The organism is Mycobacterium sp. NGS50, from assembly GCF_059812545.1.
This window is the reverse complement of record NZ_JCALCW010000025.1, coordinates 1-20,818: the sequence shown is the minus strand read 5'-3', so window position 1 is coordinate 20,818 and position 20,818 is coordinate 1. Positions and strand designations below refer to the sequence as shown.

The window sequence follows — 20,818 nt, the reverse complement described above, 5'->3', positions numbered from 1 at the left end:
CTCGCGCTGGGGGGCTAGCGGCGCAGGTAGTCCAGCTGGGCTTGCACCGACCATTCGGCGGCGCCCCACAGTTCCTCGTCGACGTCGACATAGACATGCTCGACGATCTGGCGCGCCGTGGCGTCCTCGCCCAGCTCGGTCAGCGCTCCGCGAACCTGGTTCAGTCGCTGCTCGCGGTGCGCCAGGTAACCCGCTGCGACCGCACGCAGATCCGGCAGCTCCGGCCCGTGTCCGGGTAACACCATCCGCGGGCCCAGCCCGCCGAGCCGGTGCAGCGACTCCAGATAGTCGCCCAGGTTGCCGTCTTCGGTGTCGATGACGGTGGTGCCGCGGCCCAGCACGGTGTCGGCGGTCAGCACCGCGTCCTCGAGCACGAAGGACAGCGAGTCGGCGGTGTGCCCGGGCGTGGCCATCACGGTGATCCGCAGCCCGGCGGCGTCGATCACCTCGCCGTCGCTCAACGGTCCGCCCATCCCACGCAGCCATCCGCTGCCCACCGAGCGCACGGTGGCACCGGTCGCGTCGACCAGCTTGTCGATCGCGTCGGTGTGGTCGAAATGGCGGTGGCTGATCAACACCAGCGCCACCTTGCCGACCTCGACGATCCGGGAGATGTGCGCGTCGTCGTCGGGACCCGGGTCGACGACGACCACCTCGTCGCTGCCGGGTCCGCGCAGCACCCAGGTGTTGGTTCCGTCCAGCGTCATCAGGCCCGGGTTGTCGGCGAGCAGCACCGAGGCGGTCTCGGTGACCGGCCGCAGCAGACCGTACGCCGGATGGGTCACTCGACCTCGACGATCAATTCGACTTCAACGGGTGCGTCCAGCGGCAGCTCGGCGACACCGACCGCCGATCGGGCGTGCGCCCCGCGGTCACCGAACACCTCACCGAGCAGATTGGACGCTCCATTGACGACACCCGGCTGGCCGTGAAATCCCGGCGCGGACGCGACGAAGCCGACCACCTTGACGACCCGGGTCACCGCGTCGATACCCACCAGCGCGTCCACCGCGGCCAGCGCGTTGAGTGCGCAGATGCGCGCCAGCGCCGCGCCCTCCTCCGGGCTCACATCACCGCCCACCTTGCCGGTGCCGGCCAGCTTGCCGGCCTGCATCGGCACCTGGCCGGAGGTGTAGACCAGGTTGCCGGTGCGCACCGCCGGAAGATAGGACGCCAGCGGCGTCACCACCTCGGGCAGTTCGATACCGAGTTCGGCCAGCCGGGCGGACGCGGTCATTTCGGTCGCTTGAGGAACGCGATGAGTTGCTCACCGGTCGGGCCCGGCAGCACCGAGACCAGCTCCCAGCCGTCCTCGCCCCACTGGTCGAGGATCTGCTTGGTCGCGTGTGTGATCAGCGGGACAGTCGAGTACTCCCACTGCGTCGGTTGGCTCATAGCCAGAGCTTATCGGTAGCAGCGGGACCTGCTTGGCGCCCGGCGCCGATGCGCGCCGCGTAGCGGCGGGAGGAGAAGCCGGGCAGTTTGGTTAGCATGCACTGGTGGCAACCACATCCAGCACCGAGAGCGCCGTCGGCTGGCCCTCCCGGCTGTCCAAAGCGCGTCTGCATTTCGTCACCGGCAAGGGTGGCACCGGCAAGTCAACGATCGCGGCAGCCCTGGCGCTGACCCTGGCCGCCGGCGGTCGCAAGGTTCTGCTGGTGGAAGTCGAAGGGCGCCAGGGCATTGCGCAGCTCTTCGACGTGCCGCCGCTGCCGTATGGCGAAGTCAAGATCGCCACCGCCGAGGGCGGTGGTCAAGTCGATGCGCTGGCGATGGACATCGAGGCCGCGTTCCTGGAGTACCTCGATTTGTTCTACAACCTCGGCCTGGCGGGCCGGGCGATGCGGCGCATCGGGGCCGTCGAGTTCGCCACCACGATCGCACCGGGTCTGCGTGACGTGATCCTCACCGGCAAGATCAAATATGCGGTGGGCAGCGTCGACAAGAACAAGAAGCCGACGTATGACGCGATCGTGGTCGACGCCCCACCGACCGGCCGGATCGCCCGATTCCTGGACGTCACCAAGGCGGTCTCCGACCTCGCCAAGGGCGGCCCGGTGCATTCGCAGGCCGACGGAGTGGTCAAGCTGCTGCACTCCGAGCAGACCGCGATCCACCTCGTCACCCTGTTGGAGGCGCTGCCCATCCAGGAGACGCTCGAGGCGATCGACGAGCTGCGGGAACTGGACCTGCCGATCGGCAGCGTGATCGTCAACCGCACCATCCCGGCCTACCTGGCGCCCGACGACCTGGCCAAGGCGGCCGAGGGCGTGGTGGACGCCGACCGGGTGCGGGCCGGGCTGACCGCGGCCGGCATCACCCTCGACGACGCCGATTTCGCCGGTCTGCTCACCGAAGCCATCCAGCACGCCACCCGGATCAGCGCCCGCGCCGAGGCCGCCGAGCAACTCGAGCACCTGCACGTGCCGCGGCTGGAGCTGCCGACCATCGCCGACGGCGTCGACCTCGGCAGTCTCTACGAGCTTTCCGAAATTCTCGCCCAACAGGGGGTTCGATGACGCCGCAAAGCAGTGCCAAACCCGCAGCCCTGGACATCGGCTCGATCCTGGCCGACACCAGCAACAGGGTGGTGGTGTGTTGCGGGGCCGGCGGTGTCGGTAAGACGACCACCGCTGCCGCGATGGCGTTGCGGGCCGCCGAGTACGGCCGCACCGTCGTCGTGTTGACCATCGACCCGGCTAAACGGCTGGCGCAGGCGCTCGGCATCGACGACCTCGGCAACACGCCGCAACGGGTGCCGTTGCCCGACGACACTCCCGGCGAGCTGCACGCGATGATGCTCGACATGCGTCGCACGTTCGACGAGATGGTGGTTCAGTACTCCGGACCCGAACGGGCGGACGCGATCTTGAACAACCAGTTCTATCAGACCGTGGCCACCTCGCTCGCCGGCACGCAGGAGTACATGGCGATGGAGAAGCTCGGCCAGTTGCTCGGCCAGGACCGCTGGGATCTGGTGGTGGTGGACACCCCGCCGTCGCGCAACGCGCTGGACTTCCTGGACGCCCCGAAGCGGCTGGGCAGCTTCATGGACAGCCGGCTATGGAAGATGCTGCTGGGGCCCGGGCGGGGCATCGGGCGGCTGGTCGCCGGTGCCGTCGGGCTGGCGATGAAGGCCATGTCGACCATTCTGGGTTCACAGATGCTTTCCGATGCAGCCAGTTTCGTGCAGTCCCTGGATGCCACGTTCGGCGGGTTCCGGGAAAAGGCCGACCGCACCTATGACCTGTTGAAGCGGCGCGGCACCCAGTTCGTGGTCGTGTCGGCCGCCGAACCGGACGCGCTGCGCGAGGCGTCGTTCTTTGTCGACCGGCTGTCGCAGGAGAACATGCCGCTGGCCGGCCTGATCCTGAACCGCACCCATCCCACCCTGTGCGAGTTGCCCGTCGAGCGGGCCGTCGACGGTATCGACACGCTGCAGAGCTCATCGGAGAGCGCCACCGACGGCGCCGACGCCAACGCGCTGGCCGCGGCGGTGCTGCGGATTCATGCCAACCGGGGTTTGACCGCCAAGCGGGAGGTCCGGCTGTTGTCACGGTTCACCGGCGCCAACCCGCACGTCTCGATCGTCGGGGTGCCGTCGTTGCCGTTCGAGGTCTCCGATCTGGAGGCGCTGCGGGTGATCGCCGACCAGCTCACCGCAAGCGCCTGACCGCGGCATCGCCGCGGGACGCCAGGTTGAGCGAGGTCAGCCGGCGCTGCGGTGCTTGCGCTGACCAGCGAAGAAGTCTCCCCACGAGACGACTTCGGGGTGCTGCTTGAGCAGGGCACGGCGCTGGCGCTCGGTCATGCCGCCCCAAACGCCGAACTCGACCCGGTTGTCCAGCGCATCGGCGCCGCATTCCAGGATCACCGGGCAGTGGCGGCAGATCACCGCGGCCTTGCGCTGAGCAGCGCCGCGGACGAAGAGTTCATCAGGGTCGGTGGTCCGGCACAAGGCCTTGGACACCCAGGCGATTCGGGTCTCGGACTCGGCGCTTTGGACGGTTGTCCTGCTCACCACGGGCCGTGTAGCTGACACCAGCAACCCCTTCCTCTAGGCCGTCGCTGGGACGGCTACCCGACGTCGTGCAGACCCTGAGTGCGATCTGCGCCACATTACACAGTTCAGTGTTACCTGAATCGCAGTGTGTGTATAAGTTAGGTGGTCAGGTTGCATTTGCGCAACAGTTTGAAAGCTCTTTTTTGGGACGACCGTGCCGTCCGATCATGAAGATGGCCCCCGGGAGATACCCTGAGCGGCTGACGACGCGCCGGCCGGTGATGCGCTGGACATCCGAGGGCCCATCTGGCCGGGGTCATCCGCACGGCCGGTGAAGGCGCGTCGCTACTGTAGTACCCATGTCGGAGCGCCCCGCGGCCGGTGTCACGGTGATCAAGCTCGCTGGTTGCTGCCTGCTCGCCGGCGTTCTTGTCGCGACGCTGCTGTTCCCCGCGGTCGGCGGCATCGGCCTGATGTCCAATCGCGCCTCGGACGTGGTCGCCAACGGCTCGGCTCAGCTGCTGGAGGGCGAGGTGCCGGCGGTGACGACGATGTTCGACGCCAACGGCGACACCATCGCCTGGCTGTATTCACAGCGCCGGTTCGAGGTGCCCGGCGACCAGATCGCCAACACGATGAAGCTGGCAATCGTCTCGATCGAGGACAAGCGGTTTGCCGAACACAGCGGGGTGGACTGGAAGGGCACCCTGACCGGCTTGGCCGGTTACGCATCCGGTGACGTCGACACCCGCGGCGGCTCCACGATCGAGCAGCAGTACGTGAAGAACTATCAGTTGCTGGTCACCGCCCAGACCGACGCTGAGAAGCGCGCCGCGATCGAAACCACCCCGGCACGCAAACTGCGCGAGATCCGGATGGCGCTCACCCTGGACAAGACGCTGACCAAACCCGAGATCCTGACGCGCTACCTGAACCTGGTGTCGTTCGGCAACGGCGCCTTCGGTATCCAGGACGCCGCACAGACCTATTTCGGGGTGGACGCCTCCGACCTCAACTGGCATCAGGCCGCGCTGTTGGCCGGGTTGGTGCAGTCGACCAGTGCATTGAACCCCTACACCAACCCGGAAGGGGCGCTGGCCCGGCGCAATGTCGTGCTCGACACCATGATCGAGAACGAGGCCGGACCGGTCGCCGACCTGCGCGCTGCGCGGGCGCAGCCGCTCGGCATCCTGCCGCAGCCCAACCAGCTGCCCCGCGGCTGCATCGCCGCCGGTGACCGGGCGTTCTTCTGCGACTACGTCCAGGAGTATCTGGCCCGCGCCGGGATCAGCCGGGAACAGCTCTCCCGTGGCGGCTACCAGATCCGCACCACGTTGGATCCCAACGTGCAGGTTCCGATCAAGTCCGCGGTCGACCAGTTCGCCAGCCCCACCGTCGAGGGCGCGGCCAGCGTGATGAGCGTGATCAAGCCGGGCAAGACCAGCCACCAGGTGGTGGCGATGGCCAGTAACCGCACCTACGGGCTCAATTCCGACCTGGACGAGACGATGCGGCCGCAGCCGTTCTCCCTGGTCGGCGACGGGGCCGGGTCGGTGTTCAAGATCTTCACCACCGCGGCCGCCCTGGAAATGGGGATGGGGATCAACGCCCAACTCGACGTGCCGCCGCGGTTCCAGACCAAGGGCATGGGCAGCGGCGGGGCCAAGGGGTGCCCGAAGGAGACCTGGTGCGTGGTCAACGCCGGGAACTACCGCTCGCCGATGAGCGTGACCGACGCGCTGGCCACCTCCCCCAATACCGCGTTCGCCAAGCTGATCTCACAGGTCGGCGTGCCGCGGACGGTCGACATGGCGGTCAAACTCGGGCTGCGGTCCTACAGCGACCCCGGTACCGCGCGCGCCTACGACCCCGACAGCGACGAGAGTCTGGCCGACTTCGTCAAGCGGCAGAACATCGGGTCGTTCACGTTGGGGCCGATTCAGGTGAACGCCTTGGAATTGTCCAATGTGGCGGCCACGCTGGCGTCCGGTGGTATGTGGTGCCCGCCGAGCCCGATCGACAAGCTGCTCGACCGCGACGGCAAGGAAGTTGCGGTGAACTCCGAAGCTTGTGAGCAGGTGGTGCCCCAAGGCTTGGCGAACACGCTGGCCAACGCGTTGAGCAAGGATTCCCAGGGGGGCGGAACCGCGTCGGGTGCCGCCGGTTCGGTCGGCTGGGATCTGCCGATGTCGGGCAAGACCGGGACCACCGAGGCGCACCGCTCCTCGAGTTTCGTCGGGTTCACCAACCAATACGCGGCCGCCAACTACGTCTACGACGACTCGCTGTCCCCGGGCGACCTGTGCTCCTTCCCGCTGCGCCACTGCGGTGACGGCAATCTGTTCGGCGGCAATGAGCCGGCCCGGACCTGGTTCGCCGCGATGAAGCCGATCGCGACCTCCTTCGGTGACGTGGCCCTGCCGCCGACCGACCCGCGCTACGTCGAGGGCGGCCCCAACTCCCGGGTGCCCAGCGTTAGCGGGCTGGAGATCGATCAGGCCCGGCAGCGGTTGACCGAAGCCGGATTCCAGGTCGCCGAACAGTCCAACTGGGTGAACAGCGTCGCCAAGTCGGGCACGGTGGTCGGGACGTCGCCGAGCGGACAGACCATTCCGGGTTCGATCATCACCATCGACATCAGCAACGGGATCCCGCCGCCACCGCCGCCACCGCCGATGGACCTGCCGCCGACGGAGATGACGGTCATCGAAATCCCGGGTCTGCCCCCGATCACGGTGCCGATCCTGCCCCCGCCGCCGGGCGCCAACCCGCCGCCCTGACCGGCGCCGGATCAGCGGATATCGGCAGTGTCCGCGCCGCGGATACCCGCTGACGACTCAACGGCCCCCACGCCTGCACCGCGCAGAACGGCGCACACTGCTCGCCGGACGATCCGGGACCCTCAGCTGCACGGGTGCCGACGTGCACGCAGCACTGGGTGAGGCGTTCTTCGATCATCGTCGACATGTCCATGAACGGTTTGACCGTGATCCGGACCATCCGCTCCCCGAACATTCGTCGTAGCTTGCGCCGGCGCCCGGGCAGGGCGGTCGATGCCAGCGTCAGCAAGGTGGCCGGGCCCAGGTCGCAGTTGGCGCAGATGGTGTGCCAGATCTGGCCGATCTGCGGGTCCGACAGCGAGGAGCGCTCGGAGAGCAGACCCAGCAGCGATTCCCGCACCGCCAGTTGCAGTTCCCGGGGAACGTCGGTGTCGGCGATGCGGTTGGCAACCAGCCCCAGCTTCTGTTTGAGCACGTCATGGCCGATCAGCGAAACCAACGACCGCCACCGGTTGCTGTCGTCGCGCAGCAGGTAGCCCACCGAGCAGCAGTGCGGATGCGAGCACGGCAGCGCGGTCAGGTCGCGCCAGCCGACCAGGCCGCCGGTCTGCGGGCCGAGCCGCTTGAGCACCCCGGTGTGGGTGAGCCGGTCCAGCGGGTCGATGACGCCCGAGCGTCCGGAGCCGAACTGCGGCTGGATCGACACTCCGCCCACGAAGGGGGTGTCCAGCGCCACCCGGACGACATCCCCGATCTCGCCGTCGTTGACGCCGAGCGCGGCCGTCATCACCAGGGTGGTGAAGATCTCTCGGTCGGAGAGTCGGTGCAGTGCTTGCTGTTTGGTGCGACGCAGGTCGCCGCCCCGGTGGTGGCGATGCGCCGCCTCCGACAGACCGTCGAACTGCAGGTAGGTCTCGACGCGTTCCCGATGTTCGCTCAGCAGATCGAGCAGCCGATCGTCGGAGGCGATCCGGACACCGTTGGTGTTGACCAGGATTCGGGTGATCGGCCGGGCGGTGAGCTCGGCGAGTAGCTGCGGCAACTGCGGATGCAGGGTGGGTTCGCCACCGGACAGCATCAGCACGTCGAGGTGGCCGTTCTCCCGCTCGATGCGCTGGTCGACGTTGGCGAGTACATCGGCGAGCGCGACGACGCTGGACCGCTCGGGTGAGGAGTCGGTGAAGCAGGTGGGGCAGCGCAAATTGCAGGTTTCGGTGATGTCTTGCAGCAGGATGCAGGTGTGCTGGGTCTGCATTTCCGGCAGTCCACGCAGATACGCCGACGGGATCGGGTCGAAATTGCCTGCGGCGTCAGGAATGTGGGCTTTGGTCGGTGCGGTCCACTCCTCCAGATACGCCAGGATCTCGGGATCCTCGTCATAGAGGGTGCGCACCATGCCGTGGGTGGCGCAGCCCCGCTCCAGCCACACCCGCCCGTCACGTTCGGCCAGCCGGCCACTGAGCCGCGCGACCTCGGCCAGCGGCCGGTCGGGCTGTGCGTCATGGCAGCGCGGGCAGAACGCGTTGACATAGCGCAGGATCCGGTCACCGCGCAGTTCCATGCCGCCCATCAGAGGCCCTGGTAGAGCGAGGGATTCAGGCCGGTGCAAATACCCACGGTGACCAGCGACGTCAGCGCCCAGCCGATCATCAAACCGAGTCCCAGTCCTTTCGTCCAGGGTTTGCGCAGCGCCAGCAGACCCCCGCCGCCGCCGAACGCCAGCAGCGCCAACAGCACCGCTCCGGCTGCGATGACCGCCTGCTGATTGCCGGCGGCATCCGCGGCGACGAGAACGATCAGCCCGGCGACGAAGTTGATGACGAAGTAGATGAACGCGCCGACGACCGCCAATCCGACGACCAGGGCGGTGTCGTTGGACGGGGGTGGCGGTGGGCCGTACGGGTAGGGCGGCTGCGAGCCGTAAGGTGGCGGCCACCCGCCGGGCGGGGGTGGCCAACCCTCGGGGGGCGGCGGATTGGTCATGCGGGGATTTCCTCCCGGGTGGGCCGTGTGTTCCAGAGTCTGTCGTAGAAGCCGCGCCGGTAGCCGTAGCCAAGCCGGACGGCGACGATGGCCAGCGACGGCAGCAGAAACCATTGCGGGCGGGTCAGTCCCAGCCAGACGGTGTCGTTGGCTCGGGTGAACTCGACCGCGAACCGGAACACCGCGTAGCCGGCGAGGTAGAGAACGAACAGTTCACCGGGCTGGGCGACCCGGGGACGCAGCCACAGCAAAACGGCGAATGCGCACAGCTGGAACGCGATCTCGTAGAGGAACGAGGGATGCATCGGCTGCCCGGACAGGCATCCCGGACAGTGCGGTGTGTCGGCGGGGGCGTGAATCCCCCAGGGCAGGCTGGTCGGGCGTCCGGGCGCCTCGGTCAGCTGGCAGCCGATCCGGCCGACGGCCATGCCCAGCGCAACCGCCGGGGCGAACAGGTCGCCGGTCTTGCCGCGATAGCCGCCAAGTCGTTTGGCGATCAGGACGCCCAGGTAGGCGCCCAGCAACCCGCCCAGGATGCTGCGGGCCCCGAACTCCCACGCCTGCACCAGCGTCGGGTTCAGCCGCACATCCAGATGCCGCGCCCAACCCGAGAGCCGTATCCCGATCGCCCCACCGACCAGCGCGCCGGTGACCGCGACCAGCGACTGCTCACTCATCGCGCCACGACGGCGGGCCTCGATGAGGAACACCGCCAGGGCCGCCACTACACCCAGGCCGACGAACACCCCATGGACGGGCAGCGTGAGCGGGCCGATCCGCCAGTGCGGAATCATTCCGACAGCTTATGGGCGGTGGGGCCGGGCACCGCCCAAGCCGGCGGCCCGGTCATCCGAGTCGCCGCGCGAGCGGCCACGCGGGTCCCCGCCAGGCAGTAGGATTTCTCCATGTCCGCACCACCCGCTTTGACACGAACCGCCGCCGCCGCACTGGGAGTGGCAGCGCTCGGAATCGGCTACGCCTCGGTCATCGAGCGCAATGCGTTCGCGCTGCGCCACGTGACCATGCCGGTCTTGACGCCCGGTTCGTCACCGCTGCGGGTGCTGCACATCAGTGACATCCACATGCGGCCCCAACAGCGCTATAAGCAGGCCTGGCTGCGGGAACTGGCCCGTCTGGAGCCCGACCTGGTGGTCAACACCGGTGACAACCTGTCGCACCCCAAGGCCGTGCCCGCCGTCGTGCAGGCGCTGGGCGACCTGCTCTCGGTGCCGGGCGTGTTCGTCTTCGGCAGCAACGACTACTTCGGGCCGCGGCCGAAGAATCCGGCCAACTACCTGGTCAAGCCCACCCATCGGATACACGGTGAGCCGTTGCCCTGGCAGGATCTGCGGGCGGCGTTCACCGAGCGCGGCTGGCTGGATCTGACCCACACCCGCCGCGAATTCGAGGTGGCCGGGCTGCACATCGCAGCGGCCGGGGTGGACGACCCGCACATCAAACGGGATCGCTACGAAACCATCGCGGGCCCCGCCGGTCCTGCCGCCAACCTGCGGTTGGGACTGACTCACGCCCCCGAGCCGCGGGTGTTGGACCGCTTCGCCGCCGACGGCTACCAGCTGGTCATGGCCGGGCACACGCACGGCGGGCAGCTGTGTCTGCCGTTCTACGGCGCCCTGGTCACCAACTGCGGGCTGGATCGGTCTCGCGCCAAAGGCGCGTCGCGGTGGGGGGCGACGATGGGGTTGCACGTGTCTGCGGGGATCGGCACCTCGCCGTTCGCGCCGGTGCGGTTCTGCTGTCGCCCGGAAGCGACCCTGCTCACCCTGGTCGGCGCACCCACCGGTGGTTTCGACTCGGTGACCACGCTGGACCAGTCGCAGCCCACCGTCTCGGTGCGCTGAGGGTCTAGCGGCCCGACCCGACCCGAACCGGTTCCGGCTGGGGGACGTCTTCCCCGGTGTCGGTGGTGTCGCGGTCGGGAGATGTCGCCGCCAGCCACAGGGCTGCCACGCCGAAGAATCCGGCGTAGAGGGCTCCGCCTAAAACCGTCATGATCCGCTCCCTCGTCCTGACTCAAGCGCTATCCACTAGTCTGCCCAACACCGCCGGTCAGAGCTCTGTTCCCGCGCCGTACTGTGAGGCATTTCCCGCCGCTTCGCCGGTGTGACCCGCGTCGCGTCGGCGCAGCCCAGCACCGCATTTGGTGCGGCGGCGGGCCGGTGCGATACGCTGTCGTGGCTTCACGCGGGGTGTGGCGCAGCTTGGTAGCGTGCTTCGTTCGGGACGAAGAGGTCGTGGGTTCGAATCCCGCCACCCCGACTCAGGTTGTTGCAGGTAGAGGGCTCTGACCGGTCAATCCGGTCGGGGCCTTCTTGCGTTCAGCACTGCCGAGGTGTGACCGAGCATGGTCTGGACAGCCTCGACGTTGGCGCCTGCATTGGTTGCCAGGGAAGCCGCGAGGCGGCGGAGGTCGTGCGGTGTGACCACCGGAAACCCCTTCACGGTGGCTGACCGACGTGTTGAAGACCTGCGCTCGTACTGGTCCCGCGACAGAGTCCCGTCAGGTGCTCCGAGATGTGGTCGTCTCTTTGGGCGGTATAAGCCTCCAGTGCACGTACGCCTGGCCCGGCTTGCAGCCCGGCAGCGTCCACAGGAAGCGGCGCGCCGTGATGTCCGCGGACTTCATGTACGGGGTGCGCCCGGACGCGGACCATTCGGTGAGTTTCACACGGTCTCGTGGGGAGCACACCGGAGGAAGTTCCTCGCCGGCAATCTGTTTCGCGGTGAGCTCGTCGGCCGAGTAATACTTGGCGGCGTAGTTGCGCCACTGGTCATCAGGCATCAGAAACTTGATGTCGTAAGCGATGGCAGGGTCAAACTGCTTTTCGGCATCTGTTGCTTCCGAGGGAATATCGATTTTCAAGACATACTCGGGGTTTGCCCATTGGTCGCCGTGCCAGTTGCGAAAGTTGTCGCACCCAGACAGCAGACAGGCAATCAGCAGCGTCATGACCCACGCGAGGCGTTTGTTCAAGCCCATGCGGTGGCCCTGGGGGTGGGGGTGCCGATGACACCAAAGTTCTGCGCCCATCCGGCGCGATGCATATCGTTGAGGCCGCTGAATGGGCTGCCTGGGCCGACGTTGTCGTAATCGTCGACACCGGCATTGCCCACTACCCATCTGCCGTGTAGGGCCCAGCGCCGAAACAAACCCTCGGAATCCAAATCGGTTTCCATCACATCAGGCGTTAGCCTTGCAAACCGTCGGGGCACGGCTCGTTCACACTGGTCATGATGTCGCGAGTGTATGCCTTAAGCGGGCGGTTGGGCTGTCCACCGCTTTCCCGTTGCGGGATCGGCCAGGTGCGCTCAGAGGCGGTCTTTGACCGCGGCGGCCAGCCGTGCGCCGTCGACCTTGCCCGCCGCGATGGCGGTCGCCGCCTTCATCACCAGGCCCATCTGCTTGACGCCCGGTCGCTCACCCAGTTGCTCCGCCACTTGAGCGACCGCGGTATCCACGACGTCAGCCACCTCAGCGTCGGTCAGCGGCGTGGGGAGGTACTCGTCGATGATGCGGGCTTCGGCGTGTTCGGCGGCGGCGAGTTCACCGCGGCCGTTCTGGGTGTAGATCTCGGCCGCGTCGGCACGCTTGCGCGATTCCCGGGCTAAGACCTTGAGCACCTCGTCGTCGGAGAGTTCTCGCGCCTGCTTTCCCGACACCTCCTCGGTTTGGACCGCGGCCAGCAACATCCGCAACGTCGCGGTGCGCAGTTTGTCCTGAGCCTTCATCGCCGCCGTCAGGTCCGCCCGCAATTGGGCCTTGAGATCCGCCATGCCAGGAACGCTACGCCGGTGTGCACACAGCCCCGCGACACCTCCGGTCGGTAGGGGCCGCGTCGCCGGGGCGTTGAGAAATGCCGTCGCGATCGACAGGATGGAGCCATGGTTTCCGCCGTCGACCCCGCTGGCCGCCCCGCGTGGTGAGCCCGCCGCCACCCGGCTATCCCACCGAACCGCCACCCGGCTATGGGCCACCGCCCGGCTATGGGCCGCCGGTGAACTACCCGGCGATTGGCTACGGTCCGCCGCCGGGCTACGCGCCCGCCTATCCACCCCCGGGTTACGGGCCGGGCTATCCGCCCCCGGGTTACGGGCCGTACGGCGCGCCGCCGGGGTATGGTCCACCGCCGGGTTACGGAGCACCCCCGGGTTACCCACCACCGGGCTACGGGCCCCCACAGGCGGTTAAGCCCGGTGTGATCCCGCTGCGTCCACTGACGTTGAGCGACATCTTCAACGGTGCGGTCGGCTACGTCCGGGCCAACCCGAAGACCACCCTGGGGTTGACCGTCGTCGTGGTGGTGGTCATGCAGCTGGCGATGCTCGTGGTCCAGATCGGGCCGCTGGCCAGCCTGCGCCGGTCGGCGATGGATCCCTCGGCCACCTACTCCGGCACCGATCTGGCGGTCCAGTCCGCCACCGCCCTCGCCGGGTTCATCACCACCGGATTGGGCGGCATCCTGCTGAGCGGCATGCTGACCGTGGTCGTCGGCCGCGCGGTGTTCGGGTCGTCGATCACCATCGGCGAGGCATGGGAAAAAGTCCGCGGCCGACTGCTGCCGCTCATCGGTCTGGCGGCGCTGATCGCCGTCGGCGCCGGCGTCCTCGCCGGAGTGGTGGGACTGGTGCTGATCGCCGCAGCCGCCGCGGGCGGGCCACCCGCGGCCATCCTGCTGGGCATCCTGCTGGTCCCCGCGGCGATCGCCGGCGCCGTTTACCTGGCCATCATGATGTGCTTCGCGTCGCCGGTGATCGTGCTGGAACAGCTGCCGATCATGGCCGCCATCCAGCGGTCGTTCAAGCTGGTACGCAACAGCTTCTGGCGGGTGCTGGGCATCATCGTGCTGGCCGGTCTGGTGGCATCACTGATCGCCGGTGTGGTGGGTTCACCGTTCACCATCGCCGGTGCACTGATGACGGTCAACGCCGGCGCGCCCGGGCCGACGATAGCCTCGGCCGTGCTGTCCGCGGTGGGGTCGACGATCGGCGAGATCATCACCGCTCCCTTTACCGCCGGCGTCACGGTGCTGCTCTACACCGACCGCCGAATCCGCGCCGAAGCGTTCGACCTGGTGCTGCAGACCGGCGCCGCGCGCGGGCCGGCCGAGACGCAGTCCAGCGACAGCCTGTGGCTGACCCGGCCGATGTGAGGCTCCGCTGAGCATGTCCGGTATCGACATCGACCGCGACGGCGCCCGCGATGCGGCGCAGCACGAGCTCGCCAAACCGATCTATCCCAAAGACTCGTTATCCCAACAATTCATCAACTGGGTCGAGGAGCTGCTGCGGCACATCCTGGTGCAGAGCGCCAAGGTCCCCGGTGGCTGGTTCACCCTCGCCGTCCTGCTGATCCTGCTGGTGATCGCCGCCGTGGTGGCAATCCGGATCGCACGCAACACCTTGCGGACCAACCGGGGCGGCAACCGCCAGTTGTTCGGGCCGACGGTGCTCAGTGCGGCTCAACATCGCGCCACCGCCGAAGGATATGCGGCGGCAGGGGACTGGGCCGTTGCAATTCGGCACCGGCTGCGCGCGGTGGCCCGCCAATTGGAGGAGTCCGCGGTGCTCGGCCCTGTGCCGGGCCGCACCGCCAACGAGCTGGCCCAGGATGCGGGCGCCGCGCTCCCCCAGCTGGCCTCCGAATTGGTCAGCGCCGCAAACACGTTCAACGACGTTACCTACGGCTCTGTGCCGGGCACCGAAACCGGCTACCGGATGATCGTCGACCTCGACGACCATCTGCGGTCGCGGGCACCCGCCGGCGAGCCCGCCACCGCGCATCCGACCCCAGAGACCTGGGCGCACGTCCGATGACCGATGTCGCGCAACGGAAACCGTCCCCACGCACCGGCCGATGGCGCACCTGGCTGTGGGTTTCGATCGCGGTGGCGATGATCACCGCGGCCGCGGCTCTGGGCGCCTACCTCAGTGCCCCCCGCTCCGGCGGCCGCATGGACCCGGCATCCACCGAGCCCCAGGGCACCCACGCTTTGGTTGCGCTGCTGCGTGATCACGGCGTGCAGGTCGTCGTCGCCGACGAACTCGCCGACGTCGAACGCGAATCCCGCACCGACACACTGCTGCTGATCGCTGAAACCCGTCGACTGTCCGACGACGGATTGATGCGGCGGCTGGCGCACGTTCCCGGCGACCTGCTGCTGGTGGAGCCCACCAGCCGTGCCCGCAAAGCACTGGCCCCCGCCATCGACACCGACGGAACCCTGATGTTCACCCATCAGCCCGATTGCGGGCTGCGCGCGGCGAACCGGGCCGGAACAGTGGACTTTCGCACCGCCCAGACCTACCGGGCCGCCGTGCCGGTGACCAGCTGCTACGATGGCGTACTGGTCCAATACCGCGACAACGGACGCACCGTAACGGTGGTCGGCAGCGACTACTTCCTGACCAACGAGGGCCTGCTGACCGACGGGAACGCGGCGCTGGCGATGAATCTCGCCGGCGCCAAGTCCCGTCTGCTGTGGTATGCACCCCAACACGCACAGGGCGAATCATCGGATGCGGCAACCCTTTCTGATCTGATCCCGGATGCCGTGACCTGGCTGGTCTGGCAGCTCACCCTGGTGGTGGTGCTGCTGGCGCTGGCGAAGGGACGACGGATCGGCCCGCTGGTGACCGAGGAGCTCCCGGTGGTGGTGCGCGCGTCGGAAACCGTCGAAGGCCGCGGTCGGCTGTATCGGTCCCGACGCGCCCGGGATCGCGCCGCCCAGGCGTTGCGCACCGCCGCACTGCAGCGGCTTCGACCCCGGCTCGGACTCGCGGTCAACGACCCGCCTCCGGCGGTGGTGATGGCGGCGGCCGCCCGCAGCGGCGTCGACCCCACCGTGCTGCACCACCAACTCTTCGGGCCGACACCGGAATCCGACGCTGCCCTGGTTCAGCTCGCCCACCAACTCGACCACATCGAAAGGCAGGTCAGCCGCTCGTGACCCAAACTCCGTCGGCCCCCAGCGACCCTCAGGCAGCCGAGGCGGCACGCCAAGCGCTGCTGGCGTTGCGCGCAGAGATCGCCAAAGTGGTTGTCGGGCAGGATCCCATCATCAGCGGGCTGGTGATCGCCCTGCTGTGCCGAGGTCATGTGCTGCTCGAAGGCGTCCCGGGTGTGGCGAAGACGCTGCTGGTTCGCGCGCTGGCCGCCGCGCTGCGGCTGGAGTTCAAACGGGTGCAGTTCACCCCGGACCTGATGCCCGGAGACATCACCGGTTCGCTGGTCTATGACACCCGCACCGCGGCGTTCACGTTCCGCTCCGGGCCGGTGTTCACCAACCTGATGCTGGCCGACGAAATCAACCGCACCCCACCGAAAACTCAGGCCGCGCTACTGGAGGCCATGGAGGAACGTCAGGTCAGCGTGGACGGCGAGCCGAGGCCACTGCCCGATCCGTTCATCGTGGCCGCCACGCAGAACCCGATCGAATACGAGGGCACCTACCAACTTCCCGAAGCCCAGCTGGACCGGTTCCTGCTCAAACTCAATGTGCCGCTGCCGTCGCGGGACGCCGAGATCGCAATCCTGGCCCAGCATGCTCAGGGGTTCGATCCGCGCGACCTGTCGGCGATCAGCCCGGTGGCCGGGCCGGCCGAGCTTGCTGCCGGCCGCGACGCGGTTCGCCATGTCCTGGTCGCCGACGACGTGCTCGCCTACACCGTCGACATCGTCGGGGCGACCCGCGTGTCCCCCGCACTGCAACTGGGTGTCTCGCCGCGCGGGGCGACCGCGCTACTGGCTACCGCACGCTCGTGGGCCTGGCTGTCCGGCCGCAACTACGTCACCCCCGACGACATCAAGGCGATGGCGCGCCCGACGCTGCGACACCGGGTCGCGCTGCGCCCGGAGGCCGAACTCGAAGGCGCCACCCCCGATGCCGTGCTGGACGGCATCCTGGCGTCGGTCCCGGTACCCCGCTAGTGATCCTGACCGGACGTACCGCGCTGGTCGCACTGATCTGCGGGTGGCCGATCGTGGTATCACCCTGGCCGCAGACGGCTTTCGTGGTGCTGCTGGCCGCACTGTTGATCTTGGTGGGCCTCGACGTCGCGCTGGCGGCCAGTCCGCGGGCGCTGCAGTTCAGCCGGTCCCCGGACGGCTCGGCGCGCCTCGGCGAGCCGGTCGACGCCGCGCTGACGATCCGCAACGGCGGCCGTCGCCGGTTCCGCGGGCAGATTCGCGACGCCTGGGCGCCCAGTGCGCGGGCCGAACCACGCAGCCACCGCGTCGACCTGTCGGCCGGCTCGGGCGGGCAGGTGAGCACCCGGCTACGCCCGATCCGTCGCGGTGACCAGCGCGCTGCCGCGGTCACCGCCCGCTCGATCGGGCCACTGGGGTTGGCGGGCCGACAGCGCGCAACGTCGGTGCCTGGGCAGCTGCGGATCCTGCCACCGTTCCTGTCCCGCAAGCATTTGCCGTCCCGGCTGGCCCGGTTACGCGAGATCGACGGCTTGCTGCCGGTGCTGATCCGCGGCCAGGGCACCGAGTTCGACTCGCTGCGCGAATACGTCGTCGGCGACGATGTCCGCTCCATCGACTGGCGGGCCACCGCCCGGCGCTCGGACGTGGTGGTGCGCACCTGGCGCCCGGAACGGGATCGGCGGGTGGTGATCGTGCTCGACACCGGCCGCACGGCGGCCGGTCGCGTCGGCGTGGACCCGACCGCCGGAGACCCGAGCGGGTGGCCTCGGTTGGACTGGTCGATGGATGCTGCGCTGTTGTTGGCGGCGTTGGCCGCCCGCGCCGGTGACCACGTCGATTTCCTCGCCCACGACCGGGTGACACGGGCCGGGGTGTTCGGGGCGTCGCGCACCGAACTGCTGGCCCGGCTGGTGGAGGCGATGGCCCCACTGCAGCCGACGCTGGTCGAATCCGACGCCACCGCAATGGTCGCCGCCATCGGACGTCGGGTGCGACGCCGCGCACTGGTGGTGCTGCTCACCGACCTCAACCCGGCCGCGTTGGACGAGGGACTGCTGCCGGTGCTGCCGCAATTGTCGGCCAAACACCACGTGCTGCTGGCCGCGGTCGCCGACCCCCGCGTCGACCGGCTGGCCGGCGGGCGATCCGATGTCGCGGCGGTGTACGACGCCGCGGCCGCCGAACGCTCCCGCAACGACCGGCGGGCGATGGCCTCGCGGTTACGGGCCGCCGGCGTGGAGGTTGTCGACGCCCCGCCCGAAGACATCGCGCCCGCGCTGGCCGATCGTTACCTGGCGATGAAAGCCACCGGCAAGTTGTAGCGCGCGCTAACCCGTCGGCACCACGTCGGGAGCGTCGTCGATGTCGCCGGTCTCACCCGCGGCGATCGCCTTGCGCCCGAAATGCACGATGTAACCGAGGAACAGCGCCTCGGCCAGCGCCCCGATACCGATGCGCACGAAGGTGGGCAGCGGCGACGGCGTGACGAATGCCTCGATCAGGCCCGACACCAGCAGCGTCACCACCAGTCCCCCGGCAACCGCGACCACGGCGCGACCCTGCTCGGCGAGCACCTGGCCGCGGGGCCGGTTCCCGGGAGCGATCACCGTCCAGCCCAACCGCATCCCGACGGCGCCGGCTAGAAACACCGCCGTCAACTCCAGCAAGCCGTGCGGGGTGAGCAGGCCCAGCAGGATGTCACCCTTGTTGGCGTCGAACATCAGCCCGCCGATCAGTCCGAGGTTGGCGGCGTTCTGAAAAAGTAGGTGCGGGATGGGAATTCCCAGCAGGACGGCGAAGGCGATACAGCGCGCCGCCACCCACGAGTTGTTGAGCCAGACCTGCAGCGCGAACGCCCCCGCGGGGTGTTCGCTGTAGTAGGAGGCGAAGTCGTGGTTGACCAAGTCGTCGATCTCCGCCGGAGTCCCGATCGCCGATTGCACCTCGGGGCTTCCCGACACCCAGAACCCGATCACCACGGCCACCGCGAAGAACGCTACTGCCGTGGCCAGCCACCACCGCCAGGCGCGGTAGGCCACAACCGGGAACGACACCGTCCAGAACCGGATGAACTCCTGACTCAGCGGCGCGTGGGCGCCGGTGACCGCCGCCCGCCCACGGGCAATCAGGCTGGACAGCCGACCGATCAGCGCGGAATCCGCCGACGCGGACCGCAACATCGACAGGTGCGTCGACACCCGCTGATACAGCTCGACCAGCTCGTCGATCTCGGCGCCGTCCAACCGCCGGCGGCGTTTGATCAGCCCGTCAAGCCGGTCCCAGGTGCCGCGGTGCGTCAGCACGAACGCGTCGACGTCCACGCGGGCAAGCCTAACGGGAGTGGCCAGCGCGGCGCAGCCGAGCGCAGCGAGTCGGCGCCGACACGGCGTAGTCGGCTGGCGGTACCGTGTCGGTATGTCGAAGGTGGTGACCGGGGACGCCGTCGAACTCGACGTGAAGGTCGCCCAGCTGCCGGTTCGCGCGGTCGCGGCGGTGATCGACATCGCGGTAATCTTCACGGCGTATTTCGTCGGGATAACGCTGTGGGCGTTCACGTTGCGCCAGTTCGACGACGCGCTGTCCGCCGCACTGCTGATCATCTTCACGGTGCTGGCCCTGATCGGCTATCCGGTTGTCTTCGAAACCGCGACCCGCGGCCGCACGCTGGGCAAGCTTGTGATGGGTCTGCGCGTGGTCTCTGATGACGGCGGCCCGGAACGCTTCCGGCAAGCGCTGTTTCGCGCACTGGCCTCGGTGGTGGAGATCTGGGGTTTCGCCGGCAGCCCGGCGGTCATCTGCAGCCTGCTGTCGCCGCGCGGCAAGCGGATCGGTGACATCTTCGCGGGCACGGTCGTGATCAGCGAGCGCGGGCCGCGGATGGCGCCTCCTCCGGTGATGCCGCCGTCGCTGGCGGTGTGGGCATCCTCGTTGCAGTTGTCCGGGCTCAGTTCCGACCAGGCCGAACGAGCACGCCAATTCCTCGCCCGCGCACCACAACTCGACCCCCGCATGCGTGATCAACTGGCCTACCAGCTGGCCGGCGAGGTGGTGTCCCGCATCTCACCGCCCCCGCCACCCGGCACGCCGCCGCAGTACATGCTGGCGGCGGTGCTGGCTGAACGGCATCGTCGGGAACTGATGCGACTGCGCCCGACACCGCCATCCGATCCGGCCAGCTGGTCGCCACCTCCCGCACAGCCCGCGGTACCGGTCGCGACCTCCGAGGGCTTCGTTCCACCCGGGTAGCCGGTCGCCCAGGGTTGCCAGTCGATAGTTTCCGATATATCGTGATCATATCGGAGGCGCAGACGGCGCTTCCCTACCCAGAAGTGAGACACCTCTATGACCACTCCTTTTCCCCCGTTCGGCGGCCCCTTCGCGGACCGTCCGGGCGACGACTTCGGTTTCGGCTTCGGGCCCGCGCAGCGGCGTGTGCTGCACCAGGCCCGGCGTCAGGCCCGCCGCGATCTGCGGGCCCAGCTGCGTGACCACGGCCCCGGCCACGACGGCCCGCCGTTGGGCTTCGGTCCCGGCTTCGGCCCGGATTTCGGTCCCGGGTTCGGCCCGGGCTTCGGCTTCGGTCCCGGGCCCCGTGGACGGCGCGGTCGCGGCGGCCGCGGCGGCCACCGCGGTCGCCGCGGCGATGTGCGCACCGCGATCCTCGCCCTGCTCGCCGAGCAGCCCATGCACGGCTACGAGATGATTCAGCAGATCGCCGAACGCAGCCAGGACCTCTGGCGGCCCAGCCCCGGCTCGGTGTACCCGACGCTGCAGCTGCTGGTCGATGAAGGCCTGATCGTCGGCAACGACACCCGCGGCAGCAAGAAGCTTTTCGAGCTGACCGAGGAGGGCCGCGCCGCGGCCGAGAAGATCGAAACCCCGCCCTGGGAGGAGATCGCCGAAGGCGCCGACCCGGGCCACCTGAGCCTGCGCAAGGCCGTCGGGCAGCTCTTCGGAGCGGTTGGGCAGTCGGCGCACGCCGCCACACCCGAGCAGCAGCAGCGCATCGTCGAGATCCTCAACAGTGCTCGTCGCGATGTGTACAACATCCTCGGCGAAGACTGATCCTCTTTGCGCGCCGAGTGGCACTTTCACGACGCCTCA

Annotated in this window: 21 protein-coding genes, 1 tRNA gene and 1 pseudogene; 12 read left to right on the top strand and 11 right to left on the bottom strand. The window is 68.6% G+C overall.

Annotated elements, in window-relative coordinates; translation table 11 throughout:
- Window positions 1-14: 14 nt before the first annotated feature.
- The 3 genes from AC5Y36_RS17545 to sp36 are packed head-to-tail and all read right to left on the bottom strand — an operon-like array spanning window position 15 to window position 1,395.
- Complete coding sequence (locus tag AC5Y36_RS17545; protein WP_500042210.1) at window positions 15-785, bottom strand: MBL fold metallo-hydrolase; 771 nt, start codon at window positions 783-785, stop codon at window positions 15-17.
- The gene (locus tag AC5Y36_RS17540; protein WP_500042209.1) at window positions 782-1,237 is read right to left on the bottom strand and encodes a RidA family protein; all 456 of its coding nucleotides are present in this window, start codon (window positions 1,235-1,237) and stop codon (window positions 782-784) included. Before AC5Y36_RS17540 ends, AC5Y36_RS17545 begins: the two co-directional genes overlap by 4 nt.
- Window positions 1,234-1,395: a Sp36 family protein gene (gene sp36 / locus AC5Y36_RS17535; RefSeq protein WP_500042208.1), complete on the bottom strand. Its 162-nt coding sequence runs from the start codon at window positions 1,393-1,395 to the stop codon at window positions 1,234-1,236. The genes AC5Y36_RS17540 and sp36 overlap by 4 nt, the downstream gene beginning before the upstream one ends.
- 101 nt (window positions 1,396-1,496) lie before the next feature.
- Here sp36 and bagA point away from each other — a divergent pair, with 101 nt between their 5' ends.
- Window positions 1,497-2,519, top strand: coding sequence for an ATPase BagA (gene bagA / locus AC5Y36_RS17530; RefSeq protein WP_500042250.1), 1,023 nt, complete (start codon window positions 1,497-1,499; stop codon window positions 2,517-2,519).
- Window positions 2,516-3,737: pseudogene (gene bagB / locus AC5Y36_RS17525) on the top strand (ATPase BagB). Before bagA ends, bagB begins: the two are co-directional and overlap by 4 nt.
- Here bagB and AC5Y36_RS17520 read toward each other — a convergent pair.
- On the bottom strand, window positions 3,710-4,042 hold the full coding sequence (locus AC5Y36_RS17520; protein WP_500042207.1) for a WhiB family transcriptional regulator: 333 nt from the start codon (window positions 4,040-4,042) through the stop codon (window positions 3,710-3,712). The pseudogene bagB and the gene AC5Y36_RS17520 sit on opposite strands and share 28 nt — an antisense overlap.
- Before the next feature lie 320 nt (window positions 4,043-4,362).
- On the opposite strand from AC5Y36_RS17520, the gene ponA2 reads away from it, so the two are divergent.
- A complete protein-coding gene (gene ponA2, locus AC5Y36_RS17515) occupies window positions 4,363-6,783 on the top strand; it encodes a transglycosylase/D,D-transpeptidase PonA2 (RefSeq protein WP_500042206.1) in 2,421 nt (806 codons plus the stop codon).
- Here the strand turns inward: ponA2 and AC5Y36_RS17510 are convergent.
- Genes AC5Y36_RS17510 through AC5Y36_RS17500 form a run of 3 tightly spaced genes read right to left on the bottom strand, consistent with a single transcriptional unit; the run spans window position 6,734 to window position 9,560 of the window.
- Window positions 6,734-8,344, bottom strand: coding sequence for a radical SAM protein (locus AC5Y36_RS17510; protein ID WP_500042249.1), 1,611 nt, complete (start codon window positions 8,342-8,344; stop codon window positions 6,734-6,736). The two genes, ponA2 and AC5Y36_RS17510, sit on opposite strands and share 50 nt — an antisense overlap.
- Window positions 8,345-8,352: 8 nt before the next feature.
- Window positions 8,353-8,766 (bottom strand): hypothetical protein, encoded by a 414-nt coding sequence (locus AC5Y36_RS17505; protein ID WP_500042205.1) that lies wholly within the window; start codon window positions 8,764-8,766, stop codon window positions 8,353-8,355.
- A complete protein-coding gene (locus tag AC5Y36_RS17500) occupies window positions 8,763-9,560 on the bottom strand; it encodes a prolipoprotein diacylglyceryl transferase (RefSeq protein WP_500042204.1) in 798 nt (265 codons plus the stop codon). Before AC5Y36_RS17500 ends, AC5Y36_RS17505 begins: the two co-directional genes overlap by 4 nt.
- A 111-nt stretch (window positions 9,561-9,671) precedes the next feature.
- Here AC5Y36_RS17500 and AC5Y36_RS17495 point away from each other — a divergent pair, with 111 nt between their 5' ends.
- Window positions 9,672-10,628, top strand: a complete 957-nt coding sequence (locus AC5Y36_RS17495) for a metallophosphoesterase (RefSeq protein WP_500042203.1) — start codon at window positions 9,672-9,674, stop codon at window positions 10,626-10,628.
- Between the two features lie 4 nt (window positions 10,629-10,632).
- Here the strand turns inward: AC5Y36_RS17495 and AC5Y36_RS17490 are convergent, their stop codons facing one another.
- Window positions 10,633-10,779, bottom strand: a complete 147-nt coding sequence (locus tag AC5Y36_RS17490; protein ID WP_500042202.1) for a hypothetical protein — start codon at window positions 10,777-10,779, stop codon at window positions 10,633-10,635.
- A 193-nt stretch (window positions 10,780-10,972) separates the two neighbouring features.
- Between AC5Y36_RS17490 and AC5Y36_RS17485 the strand changes: the two genes are divergently transcribed.
- Window positions 10,973-11,046, top strand: a tRNA-Pro gene (locus AC5Y36_RS17485).
- Window positions 11,047-11,287: 241 nt separating this feature from the next.
- On the opposite strand, the gene AC5Y36_RS17480 is transcribed toward AC5Y36_RS17485, so the two are convergent.
- Both AC5Y36_RS17480 and AC5Y36_RS17475 read right to left on the bottom strand, forming a co-directional pair.
- Window positions 11,288-11,767, bottom strand: a complete 480-nt coding sequence (locus AC5Y36_RS17480; protein WP_500042201.1) for a hypothetical protein — start codon at window positions 11,765-11,767, stop codon at window positions 11,288-11,290.
- 329 nt (window positions 11,768-12,096) lie between these two features.
- Entirely contained in the window at window positions 12,097-12,561 is a 465-nt protein-coding gene (locus AC5Y36_RS17475) for a GatB/YqeY domain-containing protein (protein ID WP_500042200.1), read from the bottom strand.
- A gap of 146 nt (window positions 12,562-12,707) precedes the next feature.
- Between AC5Y36_RS17475 and AC5Y36_RS17470 the strand changes: the two genes are divergently transcribed.
- From AC5Y36_RS17470 to AC5Y36_RS17450, 5 genes are read left to right on the top strand one after another with little or no spacing between them, the layout of a single operon-like run.
- Entirely contained in the window at window positions 12,708-13,937 is a 1,230-nt protein-coding gene (locus AC5Y36_RS17470; protein WP_500042248.1) for a DUF7847 domain-containing protein, read from the top strand.
- Between the two features lie 13 nt (window positions 13,938-13,950).
- Complete coding sequence (locus tag AC5Y36_RS17465; protein WP_500042199.1) at window positions 13,951-14,601, top strand: DUF4129 domain-containing protein; 651 nt, start codon at window positions 13,951-13,953, stop codon at window positions 14,599-14,601.
- Window positions 14,598-15,734 (top strand): DUF4350 domain-containing protein, encoded by a 1,137-nt coding sequence (locus tag AC5Y36_RS17460; RefSeq protein ID WP_500042198.1) that lies wholly within the window; start codon window positions 14,598-14,600, stop codon window positions 15,732-15,734. The genes AC5Y36_RS17465 and AC5Y36_RS17460 overlap by 4 nt, the downstream gene beginning before the upstream one ends.
- Entirely contained in the window at window positions 15,665-16,714 is a 1,050-nt protein-coding gene (locus tag AC5Y36_RS17455; protein WP_500042247.1) for an AAA family ATPase, read from the top strand. Before AC5Y36_RS17460 ends, AC5Y36_RS17455 begins: the two co-directional genes overlap by 70 nt.
- Window positions 16,714-18,036, top strand: a complete 1,323-nt coding sequence (locus AC5Y36_RS17450; RefSeq protein WP_500042197.1) for a DUF58 domain-containing protein — start codon at window positions 16,714-16,716, stop codon at window positions 18,034-18,036. The genes AC5Y36_RS17455 and AC5Y36_RS17450 overlap by 1 nt, the downstream gene beginning before the upstream one ends.
- Window positions 18,037-18,042: 6 nt before the next feature.
- Here AC5Y36_RS17450 and AC5Y36_RS17445 read toward each other — a convergent pair whose 3' ends face one another.
- Window positions 18,043-19,035 carry a stage II sporulation protein M gene (locus AC5Y36_RS17445; RefSeq protein WP_500042196.1) on the bottom strand — a complete coding sequence of 331 codons (993 nt, stop codon included), beginning with the start codon at window positions 19,033-19,035 and terminating at the stop codon, window positions 18,043-18,045.
- 94 nt (window positions 19,036-19,129) lie between these two features.
- Between AC5Y36_RS17445 and AC5Y36_RS17440 the strand changes: the two genes are divergently transcribed.
- Together AC5Y36_RS17440 and AC5Y36_RS17435 are read left to right on the top strand one after the other, a co-directional pair.
- Window positions 19,130-19,960 (top strand): RDD family protein, encoded by an 831-nt coding sequence (locus AC5Y36_RS17440; RefSeq protein WP_500042195.1) that lies wholly within the window; start codon window positions 19,130-19,132, stop codon window positions 19,958-19,960.
- Between the two features lie 96 nt (window positions 19,961-20,056).
- Window positions 20,057-20,779 carry a PadR family transcriptional regulator gene (locus tag AC5Y36_RS17435; RefSeq protein ID WP_500042194.1) on the top strand — a complete coding sequence of 241 codons (723 nt, stop codon included), beginning with the start codon at window positions 20,057-20,059 and terminating at the stop codon, window positions 20,777-20,779.
- The last annotated feature ends 39 nt before the right edge of the window (window positions 20,780-20,818 follow it).